Source organism: Clostridium cavendishii DSM 21758 (assembly GCF_900141845.1).
Lineage (GTDB): Bacteria > Bacillota > Clostridia > Clostridiales > Clostridiaceae > Clostridium_AG > Clostridium_AG cavendishii.
On record NZ_FQZB01000023.1, the window covers coordinates 1 to 20,064 of the forward strand.

Annotated in this window: 11 protein-coding genes, 2 tRNA genes and 1 pseudogene; 2 read left to right on the forward strand and 12 right to left on the reverse strand. The window is 28.3% G+C overall.

Features of this window, described 5'->3' with window-relative positions; translation table 11 throughout:
* From BUB01_RS20780 to BUB01_RS20795, 4 genes and pseudogenes are all read right to left on the reverse strand, one after another.
* Positions 1–3,429, reverse strand: a 3,429-nt coding sequence (locus BUB01_RS20780) for a TIM-barrel domain-containing protein (protein WP_072993065.1), incomplete at its 3' end; no start/stop codon positions are given.
* Between the two features lie 445 nt (positions 3,430–3,874).
* Positions 3,875–5,889 (reverse strand): annotated as a pseudogene (ptsG, locus tag BUB01_RS20785) (glucose-specific PTS transporter subunit IIBC).
* 166 nt (positions 5,890–6,055) lie between these two features.
* The gene (gene licT, locus BUB01_RS20790) at positions 6,056–6,907 is read right to left on the reverse strand and encodes a BglG family transcription antiterminator LicT (RefSeq protein ID WP_072993067.1); all 852 of its coding nucleotides are present in this window, start codon (positions 6,905–6,907) and stop codon (positions 6,056–6,058) included.
* A gap of 234 nt (positions 6,908–7,141) precedes the next feature.
* On the reverse strand, positions 7,142–8,059 hold the full coding sequence (locus tag BUB01_RS20795) for a metal ABC transporter solute-binding protein, Zn/Mn family (protein WP_072993069.1): 918 nt from the start codon (positions 8,057–8,059) through the stop codon (positions 7,142–7,144).
* Positions 8,060–8,450: 391 nt separating this feature from the next.
* On the opposite strand from BUB01_RS20795, the gene BUB01_RS20800 reads away from it, so the two are divergent.
* Complete coding sequence (locus BUB01_RS20800) at positions 8,451–8,846, forward strand: hypothetical protein (protein ID WP_072993071.1); 396 nt, start codon at positions 8,451–8,453, stop codon at positions 8,844–8,846.
* Positions 8,847–8,977: 131 nt separating this feature from the next.
* Here the strand turns inward: BUB01_RS20800 and BUB01_RS20805 are convergent, their stop codons facing one another.
* A complete protein-coding gene (locus BUB01_RS20805) occupies positions 8,978–11,755 on the reverse strand; it encodes an ATP-binding protein (protein WP_072993074.1) in 2,778 nt (925 codons plus the stop codon).
* Positions 11,745–12,887, reverse strand: a complete 1,143-nt coding sequence (locus BUB01_RS20810; RefSeq protein ID WP_072993076.1) for a metallophosphoesterase family protein — start codon at positions 12,885–12,887, stop codon at positions 11,745–11,747. The genes BUB01_RS20805 and BUB01_RS20810 overlap by 11 nt, the downstream gene beginning before the upstream one ends.
* 262 nt (positions 12,888–13,149) lie before the next feature.
* Between BUB01_RS20810 and BUB01_RS20815 the strand changes: the two genes are divergently transcribed.
* The gene (locus tag BUB01_RS20815; protein WP_072993079.1) at positions 13,150–16,074 is read left to right on the forward strand and encodes a C1 family peptidase; all 2,925 of its coding nucleotides are present in this window, start codon (positions 13,150–13,152) and stop codon (positions 16,072–16,074) included.
* Between the two features lie 278 nt (positions 16,075–16,352).
* Here the strand turns inward: BUB01_RS20815 and BUB01_RS20820 are convergent, their stop codons facing one another.
* The 6 genes from BUB01_RS20820 to BUB01_RS20845 form a co-directional block, all read right to left on the reverse strand.
* Positions 16,353–16,535 (reverse strand): alpha/beta-type small acid-soluble spore protein, encoded by a 183-nt coding sequence (locus tag BUB01_RS20820; RefSeq protein ID WP_072993081.1) that lies wholly within the window; start codon positions 16,533–16,535, stop codon positions 16,353–16,355.
* A gap of 153 nt (positions 16,536–16,688) precedes the next feature.
* A complete protein-coding gene (locus tag BUB01_RS20825; RefSeq protein ID WP_072993083.1) occupies positions 16,689–17,519 on the reverse strand; it encodes a polysaccharide deacetylase family protein in 831 nt (276 codons plus the stop codon).
* 239 nt (positions 17,520–17,758) lie between these two features.
* Positions 17,759–17,834 (reverse strand) — tRNA-Trp (locus BUB01_RS20830).
* Between the two features lie 142 nt (positions 17,835–17,976).
* A tRNA-Trp gene (locus BUB01_RS20835) sits at positions 17,977–18,052 on the reverse strand.
* A 225-nt stretch (positions 18,053–18,277) separates the two neighbouring features.
* A complete protein-coding gene (locus BUB01_RS20840) occupies positions 18,278–18,898 on the reverse strand; it encodes a CBS domain-containing protein (protein WP_072993086.1) in 621 nt (206 codons plus the stop codon).
* A gap of 74 nt (positions 18,899–18,972) precedes the next feature.
* Positions 18,973–19,890 carry a metal ABC transporter substrate-binding protein gene (locus BUB01_RS20845; RefSeq protein WP_084109094.1) on the reverse strand — a complete coding sequence of 306 codons (918 nt, stop codon included), beginning with the start codon at positions 19,888–19,890 and terminating at the stop codon, positions 18,973–18,975.
* Between the last annotated feature and the right edge of the window lie 174 nt (positions 19,891–20,064).

Below are 20,064 nucleotides of genomic sequence, written 5' to 3' on the forward strand. Positions count from 1 at the left end.
TGGTATTATTGATTCAAATGCATAAACATCTGCTAAATTATCTCCATATAGCTGAACTGTAACTTGGTCTCCAGCTTTTACATCTTCCTTATCATATTTAGCATATAAATTACCCGCTACTTGTTTTCCTGATGAAGCAAGCTTTGGTTCTATTTTTGATGCTACTTTTGCAACATCAAATATTCCAATTAGATTATCCTTATTAAAATCACCCTTTGATACGTAATTCCAATCATTATCCCCTTGTTTAACTCTATAATAGTTAACCATAAAGTTTAAATCATTAATATCTACTTTTTTATCCGCTGTAACATCTTCTTCTGGTGCTACTACTTCTCCATTAGCTTTAAAGAATTGTAATTCTACAGCAGATGCAAATCCTCCATTACCTTTTAAAATCTCAACCTTGAATGATTTAGCGCCTTTTACAGTTTCAAACTTTAATTCATGAGGTAACCCTGTATCTTGTAATTCTAAATTTTCAAATATCTTTGTATAATTTTTTCCATCTGTGCTTGCATATAAATTTATATTTCTCCAAACACCATTGCCGCCCTTATCTCTTGGATAATAAATTATCTTATTAATGTCATAAGGTTTAGCTATATCAACTTTTAATTCATATTTATTTTCTTTTTTGAACCAATCTGTATGCCATAAACTTCCTAAATCTCCATCTACAGCCTTAAAAGCGTCTTCTCCTGGCTGTTCACTGTTAGCTGTTGCACTTAATTCTTCTGGATTTACAGAGTTTTTATTTCTATCTTCTTGAGTTTCTCCAGCTATTTCATTACTCCATTCACCAACTTTAGTTTTATTTACAGCCCTTACTTTATAACTGTGTTTTGTAACTGGATCTAATCCTTTATGAACATAAGGACTCTTCACATTTTCATATATTGCTCCATCAACCATTATGTCATATGAAGTAGCATTTTGTACGGCATCCCATTTTACTGATATTTCATTATCCTTAATATCTGTTAATGCAACATTTTGTGGAACATCTGGAGTTACTAATGATTCATCAGCCTTTTCCACATCATTATTAAATTTGTCTAATTCTATTTGTAATGGTTGGTTAACAGCTGTAGCTTTAGTTTTTATTCTAACTACTCCCCCTTGTTCATTTGGATCAAAGTACCATGAACAACATGCTGTCTTTTCCCATTCTTCTTTGTTTGCAACTTTCTTTAATTCACCTTGTCCACAATTTCCATCAAGATCACAAGTATCACTATTAGCTAATTTTATAGCAACCTTTTCTGGATCAACTTTTGTATGAACTACAAATTCATGTTTTCTATACTCTGCCATTCCCTTGTAACTACCTTGAGTTTCGTTAACTCTTATTATAGCTTTATCAGTTCCTTCTGTTGGAGCACTAACTTGAATTTTAGTTGTAGCATATTTACCTGACCTGTGCTCTTTTGTATTTCCATCATCTTCATATAGAGTATATTCAGAATGTCCATATGGATAAACATTTAATGTTAAAGGATATTTATCACCTGGCATTTTTTCCCCATCATAATTTGCTTCTGGATACATAGGTATTATTGCTCCAGCTTTTACAAACACAGGTAATGTATTTATATCTGCCTCATATCCATTTAAGAATTTTCCTCCTTGATACTGTTTTCCAGTCCAAAAATCTATCCATCTTGTATCTTTAGGGAAATAGATTCCATTTCTTATATCAGGTTTTGTTATATCATCTTCATTTCCTTCATAAATAGGTGCAACTAAAAGGTTTTCACCTAACATAAATTGATATTGAGTATCTTTTCCTCTAGTTATAGGATCATTTGGATACTCCCAAACCATAGCTCTATCTATTGGTGCACCAGTTTTATAACTCTCTGCTGCTGTAGTATACATATATGGAGTTAAAGCTTGTCTTAGTTTTAAATATTTTCTATTTATGCTTGTATAAGGTTCTCCATATATCCAAGGTTGTTTGTCTTTTTGAGCCCAACCGGACATATTTATCATGGTTGGTATAAATGTCTTCCATTGAAGATCTCTTGTATACGTTTTAGCTTTACCACCAAATATTCCATCAGTATCTGAACTTACATATGGCATACCTGATAATCCGCCACCTATAACAGAAGGAATATGGAATCTTATATACTCAAAATTACCACCTGTTTGGTCTCCAGTCCATACTGTAGAATATCTTTGAGTTCCAGCCCATCCACATACAGCCCATACAAATCCTCTCGAATCAGAATTATTTTCAATTCCTTCGTAAGCTGATTTTGTAGCATCTAAACCATATTCATATCCAGGTCCTACCCATGCAACATCAAGTTTACATACTCTTGTACCTATCTTTCCAACTTCCTCTTTTATCTTATCAACACCATTTTGTGTCCATAATCCAACTTTAAAGCCTTGTTTTCCAGCCTCTTGTACAACTTTATCTAAATTTTCATATCCACAACCATATCCATCATTAGGTAATATCCATCCACCAGGCATATCTAAATCCCTATATTTTTTTGTAACATTTAAAACATCAGTTGTTGTTACTTTACCTGGCTTATTTTTATCACCTGTATAACTAGGATTTTGAGTGTTATAACAGTCTGCATCACCTACTCCAAACCCCCATCTTGGAAGTAAGCTTGGTCTTCCAGTTAGCTCTGTGTAACTATTCATAGTCTTTTTTAAATCTCCAGCAAAATAAAACGCATCGAATCTATTTTCATCGTGTTTCATTATACCAGTCTTTTTAAAACTATAATCACCAGCTTCAAATGTATTTCTAAATACACCATAACCTGCTGTACTCATATAAAATGGAACTGGGTTTGAAACTGATCCATCATTCCAATGTGAAATTTTTAATCCTATATGCATATCTTTATTTTTATGTGAGAAGTAACCATTTTGAACTCCACACCCATAAAAATCTTCATCATCTTTATTATCTAAAGTTTGCTCTGTAGCTTGTCCGTTATATTTTAATGGTTCTTTTTCTTTCCATATTTCTTTTTTATCATCTTTATCATACATTGCAAATTTTAATGGCTTTTTATATGCACGAAGAACTGTTGATTCTGTAGCTATTTTGTAATATTCTCCCTTATCCTCAACCTTTGGTTCTACACCTTTATAATCTTTCTTTGCTATTATTTTTTCTTGTGTTGGATCTTTAAATTCTCCTTTTGGGTCCATCCAGATTCTAAATACATCATCTTTTAGAAAAGTAACTTGTACTTTTTCTGGATTTACAGAAATATCTACTTTATTTCCATCCGTTTTAACATCCTTGATGTCACCTAAAGAAGTATATCCCTCACTAGAAACTTCATTCTCTGCCGCCATAACGTTTACACCGCTAGTAACAACTAACGATGTTACAAAAGTAAATGTTGATAGAGTAGCGACTATTCTTTTCAAGAATAATCTCTTTTTCATAATAACTTCCCCCTTTATTTTTCAAATAACATATAAAATACCAATGGTAATGTCGTCATTACCAGTTAAAATATAAAAAAGTATTATTTATATTTTATTCCAATATTTTATACATTAATTATATAATATACCTATATTTCATAAATTGTCAAAATATTTTTTTATTTTCTTAAAAATATTTTTTATTATTTATTTTTGTCATTTTTACTATATTTTAATTATAAAAAGTATATTTTTGAATACTTTTTATAATTAAAATAAATATTTACCCGAAATATTATTATCATTTTTTCTTTTCAATAATAAGCATACTTAATATTATAATTTCACATTATCTTTTTAACTGGTCATTACAAGTTTCTTTTTATAGTTACATTTTATAAATTTCTATTTTATTATAAATAAAAAAAGCAGATGAATAACTTACTATCCATCTGCTTTTTTGCTATTTATTCTTATGAATTTGAACTACATTTTCTTTACATGCCTTAACTTTTTTATGTGTTTTAAAATATATAAACTCATCTTCATTAAGATTTGTAAAGATTATCGGAACTGCTATGGACTTATTATTTTCTTTTATAAAATCCAAGTCCATCTTAGCTATTAACTGTCCTTTATCTACTATATCTCCTGTATCTATAAAAGCTTCAAAACCTTCACCTTTTAGAGATACAGTATCTATTCCTAAGTGTATCAAAATTTCTCTTTTATCTTTTGTTTCAATCATTATTGAATGCTTTGTACTAAATATATTTTTAACTACTCCATCTACAGGAGAAAACACTTCCCCATTTTCAGGAAGAATCATAAATCCATCTCCCATAATTTTTGTAGAAAAAATATCATCTGGGACATCTGACAAATCTCTTATTTCACCACACATTGGTATAAGTATATTATCTTTTTGTCTTTTCCCCGATTTTATCTTGAGTTTTTTAACTACTTTTTTTCTGTATTCATTCCTGACATTACATCTCTAATTTGAGATTTTAGTGTATCTGACTTAGGTCCAAAGATAGCTTGCATGTTGTCCCCAACTTGCATAACTCCTGCAGCTCCTAATTGTTTTAATCTTTCTATATCAACCGCTTCTTTGCTATTAACTGTAATTCTTAATCTTGTAATACAAGCATCTAAGTTTTTTATGTTTGAAGGACCACCAAAAGCTTCTAAAACTTTTTCAGCTAATTCTGTTCCTTCAACATTTATATTAGTATTTTCTTCTTCATCTTCTCTACCAGGAGTTTTTAGATTGAATTTTCTTATCATAAATCTAAAACCAAAGTAGTAAATTACTGCAAACACTAGGCCCACAACTATTACTAAATACCAAGGTGTTCTATTTGGTAATATACCAAATATGAAATAATCTATAAGACCACCTGAGAATGTCATACCAATTTTAACATTTAATATATGCATAGTCATGAATGAAAGACCTGCAAATATACAGTGAATTCCAAATAATACTGGCGCTACGAATAAGAATGAAAATTCTAATGGTTCTGTTATACCAGTTAAGAATGAAGTTAATGCTGCTGATGCCATTATACCTGCAACATATTTTCTCTTTTCTGGCTTTGATTCATGTACCATAGCAAGTGCTGCTGCTGGAAGACCAAACATCATGAATGGGAATTTACCAGTCATAAATGTACCTGCTGTAAATGGTACCCCATCTCTTAATTGAGCAAAGAATATTTGATTATCACCTTGAACTAAATTTCCTGCTTTATCTATATATTCTCCAAATTGGAACCAGAATGGATTGTAGAATATATGATGTAGTCCAAATGGTATTAATGATCTTTCTATAATACCAAATATAAACGCTGCTAAAGTTTTATTTGTGTCTATCATACTGCTTGATAGATATAATAAGCCATGTTGTATTGGTGGCCAAACAACTGTAAGCGCTGCCCCTACTAATATAGCAGCTGCCGCAGTTACTATTGGAACGAATCTTTTACCTGCAAAGAAACCTAAATATTGAGGCAATTCTATAGCATGATATTTTTTGTAAAGAGAAGATGCTACTATCCCTATAATTATACCACCGAAAACCCCTGTTTGAAGTGTCGGTACTCCCATTACACTTGCATAGTTTTTACCATCTACTAAATTAGGAGTAATTCCAATAATAGCTCCCATAGTCTTATTCATAACTAAAAAACCAACTATAGCTGCAAGTCCTGCTGAGCCTTCTCCATCACTAAGACCAACTGCAACACCAACTGCAAATAATAGTGCTAAATTACCAAATATAACGTCTCCTGATTGTTCCATAATTTTAGTTATAACATGTACCCATGCTACATCTAACGAAGGGAATTTAACTAATAATTGAGTGTTTATTGCATTACCAACTCCTAATAATATCCCTGCTACTGGTAACAACGCAACAGGAAGCATAAGTGCTTTTCCTACTCTTTGTAGTACTCCAAATACTTTTTTCATCTTTGAATCTCCTTTCAATTTTTAATAACTAAAATATAATTGCTTTTTTATAAAATAAAGACCTAAACTTATTGTTTTAATTACTTGTTATAGGTATCTCACCTATAACAAGTAATTAAGTTTCAATAAGCTTAGGTCTTGCCTGCATAACCAGTAACAATCCTGTCTATTTACTTTTAATTACTGAAATTACCCTATGTATATGTAAGCTCAAATAAACAAGCTCATCATCAGTAACTTCATATTTATATTTTGTTTTTATAAAACCTTTTACCTTTAGTGCACATTTAAATGCTTCTTCATATTTTTCTTTTATTAAGTCTATAAAATTATTATCATCTGCCACATGCTGATTACCTGAAACCACTCTTTTAGCAAAGAACTTTAAATGAGTAAGTAACCTTTCATAATTAATATCATCTTCTTCATCATTAAATTCAACTGAATAGTGATATCTTATAATATTCAAAACACCTTTCACAACGTTTGTCATAAGCACTGATTCTTCCATAGTGTCATTATAACTTGCATTTATAATATGAAAAGCTATAAAACCAGCTTCATCAATAGGTAACTCTACCTTAAATTCAGAATTTATAAAATCTAATGCCCATTTACCTATCTCAAATTCTTCCCTATGAATTCTTTTTATTTCAATAAGAAGATTATTTTTTATAACTATATTTTGTGATAATCTTCTAAGTGCAAAAGCTATATGATCTGCTAATGATACATAAATATGTTTATCAAGCTTTTTATTTAACATTTTTTCCGCATAATTTACTATATCATCAGTTATTTCTATTATTTCCATAGGAATTTCACTCATAAGTTTTTTAAATTTATTTCCTATATCTTCGTTATCCACAATGAATCTTTTTTCAATTCTAGTCTCGTCTACCTCTTCGCCTGCTTTTTTCTTAAACGCTATACCACATCCCATAAGTATAGTTTCTTTATTAGTCGTAGGATCTAAGGTTACAACGACATTGTTATTTAAAATTTTTTCAATTATCATAGCAACACCTATCTCCTAACCTAATTTTATAGTTATCAAAAATAAAAAACCTAAATTAAAATCAACCTACTAAAAAGTAGTTATCTTAACTTAGGTATTGCCTGCAAATCAGTAACAATCCATACATTGTTTATACAGTAATAATATCATCCTCATACGCACAAGTCAACATATTTTTCATGAATGTTTTGATAATTGTTTATTAATTTAAAAAATTTATTGAGTTTTGTTTAATTATTTTAAACTTTCATAAATGTTATCTAAATTATTCTTCATTGCTTCAATATAATTTTTGTTATCCTCTTTATTTTCTAGTGTATATATCTTTTGAACCTTACCTCCAACTTCCTTTGCCAATGTTTCTGAAACCTTAGCACTATCTGAGTTTTCCATAAAAATAGTCTTTATGTTATATTTTTTTGTAAACTCTACTATTTCCTTAAGCTTTTGAGGTGTTAATTCACCTTCGCCAAATACATCCTGAGCACTTTTTTGTTCTAATCCAAAATCCCTACAAAGATATCCAAAAGCAGCATGACTTGTAACAAAATCTTTGTTATTAAGATTATTAAATCTTGAAGTATTTTTTTCAATAACTTCATCTATTGATTTTGTAAACTCTTTATAATTTCCTTCATAAAAGTCTTTATTTTTTGCATCTACCTTTACAAGCGCATTTTTTATGTTTAAAGCTTGAATCTTTGCTTCTTTTAAACTTAACCATATATGCGGATCTAATTTACCATCTGTTTTTATAGTATTCACACTTAAAGATGAATCTACTACTTCGGTTCTAACAATTCCATTATCAACGTGATTTACAGAATTTTTATTTTCAATTGTACCTAGAACTTTATCTATCCACTCCTCCATGCCTAATCCATTATAAACAAATATTTCAGTTTTATTTAGAGCTTCTAAATCTTTAGGCTTTGGATCAAAATCATGAGGTTCACTGCCTTCTGGAACGAGCGCTTTAACTTCTACCTTATCTTTACCTATTGCCTCTGTAAATTCTTTTAATGGATATATACTAACCATAACTTTTACTTTATCATTATTACTATCACTAGCTTCCTTCTTCTTCGTACATGAAAGTACAGTAAAAGAAAGCATTATAACCATACCTATTATTAATATTTTTTTGCTCATTTAAGCCCTCCAATTTGCAAATGACTTGCATTTTCTACATTTAGAATACTCCTCTTGTGAAGTTTTGTCAATATATTAAAATATTATTCAAGAATTTAACATTTAATATTATATATAAACCTCTCCTAACCCAATTATCTTAATCTTTAATTTATATATATTAAAAATCAGAAGAATTACTTATTTTTAAAATTATTTATATTTTTCATTAAACTTACAATAGTTTTTTGAAACATCTTAAAACTTAGAGTATTATTGCGAATTTCAGAGAAAACTATGTATTTTGTATACTTAACCTTTTTAGAACAATATAACTATTTGTTGAAAAGTTTACCTTTATTTGAAATGATTATAATTGTAGAATTATTAAATATATTAAGGGGGGAAAAAAATGAGTTTATCTATAAATAATGATTATGCAAAAAAAACTTATACACCTATTCCAACATCAACACAAAAACGCACTAATGATGATGAAGAAAAGATACAAAAAAAGAAAAAGCAACAAATTGTATCAGAAAAAGAAGGAAAATACTATTCTACATATGCTATTGATGAAAATGGAAAAAAGACCTTATTAAATAAGATTCCTGTCGAACAAGTTGAAAAAAAGAAAACTTCAAAAATTTCAATGAAATCTAACAAAACAAAATCTTGCGATTATAAAAAAGTGGGGAACACTATTATTGCTGCATTAAAATATAAACAAAATCTTCATGCAGAAAATAATAATGAAAAACCTTTCCAAGACTTAATGGATATTCTAAAATATTCAAGGGAATTTTAAACTAATATAAAAAAAAGAAAATGTAAGTAGATTTTTGTAATTTCAAATCTATTTACATTCTCTTTAAAATTCTCCACAACCATTCACATTGTCCACTTACTTACCTTGTATAAAACTCCTAGTGTTTATAATTATAGATTTATGAAATTAACCCCTAACTTATCATTTAAATACTCTCTCTCTCTATTTTGACAAGTAAATAGTATTACTTGCTTATGTCTTGATAATTCTATTAAAAGATCTAAAGCATTTTCAAGTCTACTATCATCATATTGTACAAATGCTTCATCAAGTATTACAGGAACTTCTTCCCCCTCAAAAATAAGATTTATAAGCGCTATTCTCAAAGATAAGTATATCTGATCTATGCTACCACTACTTAAATAATCACTTTTTAATAATTGATTGTTACTACTTCCTCTCACCTTTAAATCATAGCTTTCTGAAACCTTAACTTCTTCGTAGTTTCCAGAAGTTAAGGAATAAAACACTTCTCCTACCTTTTTATTAAGTAAAGGTCCAAAACTCTTTTGAACTTCTTTAAATGATTCTTCTAATACTTTTATAGCAATTTCTATAGCCTTTAGTTTTTTTTCATATGTAGCTATATTATTTTTTACAGTTCTAATATCCTCTTCTATTAATACAAGATTTCTGGTTCCCATATATGCAGTTTTTATAGCATTTTCCACATCTTTAATTTCTTTTTCTGTCTCTAAAAGCTCTCTTTGTTTTTCCTTTATCTCAAGTTCTAGTTCTTCTTCACTTTCATAAGAAAACTCTTCTGTTTCTTTTAAAATATCTTGAAGTTCCTCTGCCATAGCTTCTAAATCTCTATCCTTTAAAAGTACCTTATAAGTTTCCTCTGATGCCTTAAGTTGAGTTTCTATTTCTTCTCTTTGTTTAAGCTTTGTAAGTAATATGTCTGTTTCAGTAAATATCTCATCTAATTCTATGTGAGAAAGTTTAATTAATTCTAATTTTTCCTTTATTATATATAACTTTGATTCTATATCTTCATTAACATGCTTTAAATTAGATGTTATACTTTCCTTTTCAAATTTAAGACTCTTTAACTCAATTTCAAGCTCTTTATATTCTTTAAGCTTTTCCTCAAATTCATCTATATCAATTGTCCTAGTAAAGTTTAAAAGCTTGTTCACTACTTGTTTATTTGCTGCTAGTTTAAATTCTATTTCTTGAAAATCTAGCATATTTAAGGTATTTTTTTTCTCTTCTATCCTTAAATTAAACAAGTCTATTTCTTTGGATTTTTTCTCATAAATATTTATTGCTGATACAATCTCTTCATAGGACTTATAACCTAATTCATTTAAATAATAATTAAATTTACACTCTACCTCTTTTAATAAAGCTTTCAAACCATCTATCTCTACAAATTTTGATTTTTCTAACTTTGCAGCATCCTTAAATTTTTGATGTTTGTTTTTTAAAATAAAACCTACACCTAATACGATACAAATAAATACGCTTATCAAACTTCCTACAAATATATCAAGCTTAGAGGTTAAAGTTAATCCTACTGTTGAAACCAGAAACATTATAATTACTCCAAGAACAACTTTTATATAAACATCCTTACTTTCTAACTCCTTAAGCTTATTATCTATATTATAATCTAGCTTCTCTGAGCTTACCTTATGTTTTATAGTTTTTAAAAGCTCCTCATATTTATAAAAAGTTCTTTGTATATCTTCATAATATGAATCCAATCTATCATAATTAGAGAATTCATTTTTATACGTATTTATTTTCTTTTCTATGACTTCTATTTCTCTATTGGTACTTGAGATAGCACTAAGCTTTTCCTCCAAAGCTTCATTCTCTAAGTTAAGCTTTATTATATTCTTTTCTATGTCTTCTGGTAATTCTTCAAAGCCCTCGTAAGAACTTAATACATCAAGTTTATTTGCTAATATTTTATCTATATTCTCTAAACTTTCTCCTCTCTCATTTAAAATATCCTTTAAATTAAAGTAAAGTCTAGTTTCCTCTCTAAGTGAATGTATAAAATCCTCAGTAATTAAACCATCCTTTGTTAAAAGAATATCCTCAACTTGTTCCTTTCTATTTTTGAGTTCTTGATTCTTTATAAGATAATTAGATATTTCTTTGTATTCTTGTTTTAATTTTATCTTTTTCAGATAAGTTTTTGATACATATGCCTTTTTAAGATTCCTATTTAAAAACTCTCTATGCTCTTTTAAATCAATAAGTTTTGCCTCATTATTAAGATTATCTTCTGCAAGCTTTAAGCCTTCATGCCTTTCTTCTAACAAAGTGTGTAATCTAATCTTTAAAATGTCTAATGCCCCACTCTTTCTCTGAGTTATTATTTGTTTTCTTAATCCCTCTAAATTTGTCTGTGCCTTTTGATAACTTACACTATCTTCTCCACTTTGAAAAGTATTAGTTATTTTGTGCATTATCTCATCATCTTTACCATTTTGAACTTTTGCACCTAGCTGCTTAATTAATAATGTGTTTTCAAAACTTTGCGCATTTATAGATAGCATAGTCTTTCCTGGTTCATCATTTAATATATACTTTACTTCTTCACCAGTTATTTCATCTATAACTATACTTTCATCTTCTTTTTTAGTAGTACCAAACTTTCTTTTTAAGATTAAATCATTTCCTTGAAAGGATACATACATTTCACCATAAGCATTAGTTTGATTTATAGGTAAATATTTCAATCTTTCATTAGAACTCAGATCCTTAGATCTTTTAGAATTTAATCCAAAAAGCATAGCTTTCATAAAAGCTTGAATTGTGCTTTTTCCTGCCTCATTCTTACCATAAACAACATTAAAGCCTTTTTTAAACTCTATATCTTTATTTTTAAACTTACCAAAAGAAGAAATAGACAAACCTTTAATTCTCATCTAATGAAACCTCACCTTCTGATAAACTTTGAATACCTAACTTTAAAGCTAAATTCAATACTTCTTTTTCATCTTCATCTTCACATTCAGCTATTTCCTTTAATAGCTTCGAAGAAAATATACCCTTAATTGAAAATTCACCTCTTAAAGCTTCGTAATCAACCTTAAGACTTGTATTATCTATTATTTTTATAAAAAAGAAATTTTCCTTAAGCTTATTTTCTATAACTTTTTCTCTTATGATAAACTCTTCTGACACTTCACCCTTTAATATTATTTTAAATAGATCATCCTCCATTTCTTTACTACTTAGGCTAGAAATTATTTTGTCTTTAATTTCATCACTAGTAAATAAACCTGTTATATCTATTTCCTTAATACGATACCTTCTTTTGCATACAGGTCTAAATTCTAAGTTTACATAGTTTTTCGATACTTCACCTATAATTACCCCCTTGTCACCAAGCTCGTCAAAACCTCGAGCTTCTGGACATCCACTGTAAGCATAATAAGTATTTCCTACTCTATTAACATTAGAAAAACTATGTCTATGTCCTAGAGCTAAATAATCTACAGAACTTTTTTCTATTTGCTCTAAGGTTATAGGATTATATTCATTTCCACCTTCAGTTTGACTTATATCACCATGCAAAATCATAAGCTTTATATGATTCTCATACTTTTTATCAGCTATAAACCCCTTTAAATTAGAACTTTTTATATACTTTTCTTTAAAAGAGGCTCCATAAACTACAGTGTTAAGTTCAGGAATTTCAACAGCTTCTATATCCTCATTAAATATATAGACATTCTCAGGCCACTGAATCATTGAATAAAAAGAGTTAGTGCTATACGGATCATGATTTCCGGCCGCTATAAATACTTTAATATCATTTAAACTCTCCATAGCACTTCTAATAAACTCTAGAGTACTTTTTTCTGCAGTCAAATTGTCAAACAAATCACCAGCAATAAAAAACATATCAACTTTTTCAGATTTAGCAACCTTAATTATCTTACTAAAGGTTTCTTTTATTTCTTCTTTTCTTATTTCACTTATCTCTCTTGAAAGATCCCCAAAAGGAGTATCAAAGTGCAAATCTGCACAATGCAATATTTTAATAGCATTCATTACTTACTCACCTAATTTCAAACAGAACTTTTGTTCTTATTTTACCATTAAAAATGTACAAAAAAAAGTGTAAGTAAATATTTTATTTAACTCTTTACTTATGTTTACTTAAGTTGTAAAATATTGGTGAAAAGACTTCTTTTTTCGCGCTTATTGAAAACGTATACTATGCTTTATAATCTATAATTCATTATGATATTCCTTTATTCGTACATATTAAACACTCTAAAAAGTGTTTAAAATAAAAAAAGGATGTGATTATATGAAAACTAAAAGACTTTCAATTCTTCTACTAACTTTTGTTGTATTAACAACATCTTGTCAATTAGTTAATGCTCAATCACTAACTCCAAATGATAAAGAGCCTGTTACTGGATACACGGCTTTGAATTTATCTAAATTTCAAGATAAACAATCTAATATCAAATCTCGGGCTTTTGCTCCTTCTATTACAAAATTTCCTTCAAAATTTGATGGAAGAACAAAGTATTACAAAACCCCTGTTAAAAATCAAGCTAACTATGGTGTTTGCTGGACATTCTCAACCATGGCACTTATTGAAGAAAATCTTAAGAAAAACACTTTATGGGAATATGATATGTCCGAAGCTGATTTAAGTGCAAATAATAGTTTTGCTTACTTAAAAGGTGGTGATTTACTTTATTCAGCTTATGCTTTTTCTCATTGGAAAGGTACAAGCTATGAAAAAGATTATCCTTATGAACTTATAAACAAACCGCTCCCTAGTGGTGGTGAAATCCTCCCTCATAATATGCAAGCTATAACTTTCCAATCAAAATCAGATGCTACTGAAGAAGAAAAATTAGAAAATAAAGAAAATAATATAAAAAAGATTAAAGATGGTATATTGAAATTAGGTGCTGTTAATGTAGGTACTCACTGGGAAAAAATTTATGAGAATGGTAAAAATTATTGTTATAATGGAGCCTCTCTTCCTAATCATGCCGTTACAGCAGTAGGTTGGGATGACAATTATTCTAAAGATAACTTTCAAATGAGACCTACACATGATGGTGCCTGGATTATAAAGAACTCTTGGGGTCCTACTGCTGGGGAAGATGGCTATCATTATGTTTCTTATGATGACACTATTGTAAATGACTTTGCTCATACAATAGAAGATATAGACCTAAAAGAAGATTATTCTTCAAATTATGAAGCAGATTTTAAAAACAAACTTAATGAAGATGAAGCTATTTATACATTTAAAGTAGATAAAGATAATGAAGAACTTAACTTTGTAAATGTTCAAAGTGTTTTTAGAAACGATACTTTTGATGTATATGTAGAAGAAGACTATGACAAAAATGGTACTAACTTAATATCAAACAAACATTTTGGACAAGCATCCCTTGAAGGAGCTGGATATACTAGAGTTGTTAACAATCAAGGTTTAAAACTAACAAAAGGAAAAACCATAGCTATAATGATAAAATCAAACAATATAAGCTATTTTGATAAGATCGATACTAAAGATCAATACAACAGATTATTTTTCAATAGTATAACAGCCGTCACTAGACCTCAAACAACTATCAAACCACGCAGCATATCCTTAGATAAGACTAATATAAAATTAGCTCCTGGAGAAGATACTACTATATCTACAATATTTGCTCCTGAAAATACTACTTATAAAAAAGTAACTTGGACAACTAGTAATCCTGATGTTGCTACAGTTGATTTTTATGGTAAAGTAACAGGTGTTACACCTGGTAAAGCTACTATAAAAGCAATTACTAAAGACACTGGTCTTGAAACTTCTACTAATATAACTGTTGAGGATAAGGAACTAATTCTTGATGATTCCTTAAAAGAGGCTGTATCCTCTTCCTTACAAAAACCTTCTAATACTAAAATAAATGCTAGCGATATGTTTGAAATCAAGGACTTAGCTATAACTAATCCATCTTCTGATATTAATTCTCTATCTTACTGTAAACAATTACAAAAATTAAGTATTAAAGATACAAAAAATAAACTCGTAACTTTAGATCCACTAAAAAAGATTTCTACTTTAAACACATTAGATATTCAAAGTAACTCAATAAACTCAACAGCTCCTTTAAACAAGTTATACAACATCCAAAATTTAACTATCAAGGGTTCTATATCTAGTCTAGATGATATAAAAAATTTAGGTTATATTAAAAATTTAGATTTAAGTTCAAACAAAATATCAAACTTAGAAGGTATCGAAAAGCTTTTGAGAATAACAGATTTAACTTTAAATTCTAACCCTATAGTAGATTTAGCTCCTTTGAAAACTTCTAATTTCCTTCAAAACTTAAACTTAAGCAATACTCAAGTTTCTGATGTTTCTGTTTTAGCCACTTTAAAGAGGGCTAAGAGTGATTTGAAAACTCTAAATCTTGATAATACTCGTGTAAGCGAAACTAGTTTGCCTTGTCAAGCTCTTAAATCTTATGGCGTTAATATAAGTGCAAAAAACACTAACCCAATTCTTGGTGTTGCTTCATTAGTTGTTGATAATCCTAATAATAACGGAAACTATACTCTTACTGTTAATATTCCAACTAATAATAATGCTTCTACATTCGAAGTTTTAGAAAATGATAAAGTGATAAAAAAAGGCACTGTAACCCAAAAAGGTTCTTCTATAGAAATTCCAATTACCTCTAAAGAAAATGGAAAATATAACTACAAAGTTAAACTATATTTATCTAACCAAACAACTACAAGTAATATAATTGTTGTTACAGTTGATAAAAATACCCTTAATCCATTAGTAGGCAAATTAAAGGCTAAAGAGACTACTAATCTTGGAAATTACACTATAACTGTAGATATTCCAACTAACAGTAAAGCAACAAACTATAAACTATATGAAAATGGCAACCTATTTAAAGAAGGTACCGTTAATAATTCAGCTCTTTCTTTTACAGAAAGCTTACAACAAAAAACTATAGGAACCTATTCTTATACTATTGAAACAATTAACGCTTCAGGTAAAACTATGAGTTCTGAGTTAATAGTTAATGTAGTTAAACCAGAAGACATTGCTGAACCATGGTCTAATGGTACTTTTTATAACATTGGTGATCTTGTAATATATAATGGAAAAGTATATAGATGTGTTCAACCTCATACTTCCCAACCTGGTTGGGCACCTGGAAGTCCATCATTATGGACAATCTTTAATTAATAATACAATTTATCTATTAACTGCAAAGATTTAATTTTACTTTCTAAAAAGTAAGTTACTACTTATTTAAATTGATTTGTAGAATTATATAAGGGTGATTAAATTTAAAATTAGTTTTATGTTTCTAGGTTATGAAAAAAAGAGATACAATAAATTTGTATCTCTTTTCCCGATATTAGAATACTACTTTAGCCGGTTTGGTGGTGTTCCCTCCATAGCTATTCCTCCTAATTTTCTTAATAATGAAATTTTTTAGTTTTCATCATAAGTCAGGTTCATTATTTTAAGTGTTGTTCGTATTCTTCTACCATTCTTTTAACCATTTCGCCTCCAACTGAACCACATTGTCTTGAAGATAAATTTCCATTATAGTCACTGAATTGTACTCCTAGTTCGTGAGCTACTTCTGTTTTAAATGTGTCTAACCCATGTTTTGCTTCTGGAACTATTGTTCTTGACATAACGATTACCTCCTCTTGGCTATGGTTTATTTGTTAAACATCATCAAAAATTATCTCTTGTTGATGTTTACACTATTATATTATCCCGTTATAAGTTTATTAAACTATAAAAACAAATCTAATTTAGGGGTCTAATTCTTCTATATGAATATTTTACAATGTTGCAAACTCATAGCCTTGATTAGTAAGATAATCTATTATTTCAGGTAATGCTTCATAAGTAGTTTTTTTAGTCTCCATATCATGCATCAATATTATTATTTTTTCCTGGTTTCCCACCGTATTTTTAATTCTATTTATTAATTTCTCTTTTGGAACATTGAGTCCTTCTGCATCTCCATTTAAACAATTCCAATCATAAAATTGATAGCCTTCTGCTTTAAGAGCTTTTTTATAATCTCCATATCTATCAAAAGCACCACCTGGAAATCTAAAAATCTTTTTAATATATTTATCTCCTAATACAGATTTTATTGCTGAATCTGTAGAGTTAACCTCATTTAAAAAACTATTCATATTGGCATATATTTTTTTATATTCATGAGTATATGAATGATTTCCTATAGAATGCCCTTCCTCATATTCCCTTTTAACTAAATTAGGATATGCTTTAATATTTAAACCTACAAGGAAAAAAGTTGCTTTAATTTTTTTTTCTTTTAAAATTTCTAAAATTTTAGGTGTTATATTACCAGAAGGTCCATCATCAAAAGTTAAAAAAGCCTTTTTACCTTTTTGTTTCATAGGATTACTAGTGACATTTTTTATTTTATCAAAAGTAGTAATCATATTTGTTGCAAAAAAATTTTTATTTTTAAACATGTGCCATTGACAAGGATTGATTACCATTAATCTATTTACTTTACTATTAGAAAACTCATTATATTTTAAATTTCCTAATATTGAAATAGAAGTTATAACCATTATATAAATAATTACTCTTATAGCTTGCTTCTTTACCCAAAAATTCACTCCTATACTCAAGACTATATACCTCCAAATTAAAAGCTTTTAAATTTAGTCTTACTAAATATATTTATGATTTCAATAAAAGTATATATTCTTAAATTAGCATTAAATAAAAAAATACTTTTATACATTCTACAAAATATGGAAGTATAATAAGCATATGATAATATAAAATAAAAATTCTAAATTCGAAAAGATTTAGAATTTTTTACATGTAAAAAAAGTTCAAATTTTTCAATTTGAACTTTTAACTATGGCAGGGGCACGAGGACTTGAACCCGGAACCAACGGTTTTGGAGACCGCTACTCTACCAATTGAGCTATACCCCTATATTATATACTAAATATTAACATAATTTGTTTTTAAAATCAAGCGCTTGTCTAATTTCATTAACTTTATATAACACACAAAATAAAGCTAATAAAACTTTTAAAAACAGCTTAGATTACTAAGCATATTGTGCATAAAAAATGGCAGGGGCACGAGGACTTGAACCCGGAACCAACGGTTTTGGAGACCGCTACTCTACCAATTGAGCTATACCCCTTTAGCACAATAACGATTATATAATAAAAAATAACATATTGCAACATTTTTTTATAATAAATTTATTTTTTCATATAGTTTAATACTTTTTATAGCTTTTAACCAAAATAATACTTATATAAATTTATTTCAAATAATTTCATAATTTTTCAAAAAATCTGATGCATATACTTGTACACTAGATTTAAAAAGGAGAAAAATTAAAAATAACTTTTCCCCTTTTATTCTATAAAACTTTAAAACCGGCTTCTCTTACCTTAATTTCAATTTCATCCAATTTTTCTGTTCTCATTCTTACAACTATTTCTCTTACATCTGTAACACTCTTAGGATCTACAACCACAAAGCTTATTATATCTGCATAATTCTCTGTTAATATTTTAGAAAGCTTTGATATTTGTCCTGGTACATCAAAAGCCATTACAGCTAGTCTATCGCCTTTATTAAGCCCAAACACATTAGTGAACTGTTCAAATACTCCATGATGAGTTATTATTCCCTTAAACTCATTAAAATCATCTACTACTGCAACAAAGGATATGTTCATTTTTTCTAAAAAAGCTACAGCACCTTCTAAATGTTCTTCTGCATTTATAATTGGTATATCTTTTCTTAATAGGTGAGCTACCTGATAATCTTCAAGCAAACTTTTTTTATCTTCACCATTATTGAAGTAAAATTCATATATTGCATTTCTTGAAATAGCTCCTTTAAACTCGCTTCCATCAACTACAGGTATAGATAAAAATCTGTTTTTTTCCATAATCTTCATAGCCTGACCTATACTTATAGTTGAACTTATAGTTGTTAATTTGTCTACAGAAAGCATTATACTTTTAACTAACATTATCATAACCCCCTCATATTTCCTTATTTATATTTTATCACCTTTTCAACAAAAAAAGTACTACTTAAATCCAATTAAGTAGTACTTTTGGTAATATTTTCTTTAAACAACTTTTGTATAGCTTTTAAATACTCTTGATAATTATCAAATAAATAAGGCGCTGGTAAATTTAACTGTTTAAGGTTTAATTTATCTGCTAAAGCTTTATCATATTCGCCATAACAAATTAAAAGACCATTTTTCCCTTGTTCTTTACCATTTATATCTTTTATTCCCTTATCATCTATTTTGGTGTCTATCTTAGTTACATTTAAAGCTAAATAATTATTTAAATAATCTAAATCATCTGAAAAAGTATATAAATCAACTGTTTTTAAATCATCCTTTAATTTTATTACTTCTTCCTCATTAAGCTCTAAAGTATTTTTTGCAGATTCATAATTTTTTTCATAAAATTCTCTATTTTTAGGATCTTTATCTTGTATTGCACTCTTTAAATTATATAGCATTATTTTATATTCTTTTGGCGATAATACAAAATTAGGATTTTCTTTAATTTCAAAGTTATTCACAACCTTCGGAGTATCATAACTTAAAATTTTTATACCTCTTGATGTATTTATAATTCCTACCTTGCCTTTTTTTAGCTTTGATATAAAATCATTCATCCAAGGCTCATTACCACTTCCAGCATATAAAAACAAATCCATATTAGATATATTTTCTAATGTATCTTCTGTAAACTTAAAATCATTACATTCTTTTTTATCTTTAAACATGTATTGAACATTATGTTTATCTTGGGCTATATCTTTAGCCATGTTATAGATTATCCTATCCGTTGTCATTATATTTAAGTAAACTTCTCTTTGCGCTACATCACTTGCTAACGTGGCTATTGCTACTGGTTTTTTATTTAGGTTTAGAAGCATGAAAAATATCACATTAACTATTATCATAATAAATGTTATCTTTTTAATATTTATTTTCACTTTTTGAGTCTCACCTCTCTCCAACACCTCTATTTTATATCTTTTCTAAAATTATTTCAAATCTATTTTATTATTATATAAATTATTGAACAAATTTATGTTATTATATTTTATGATGTAATTTTATTATAATACTTTTATATTCCATACTTTAGGGATAAAATGTTAAGGTAT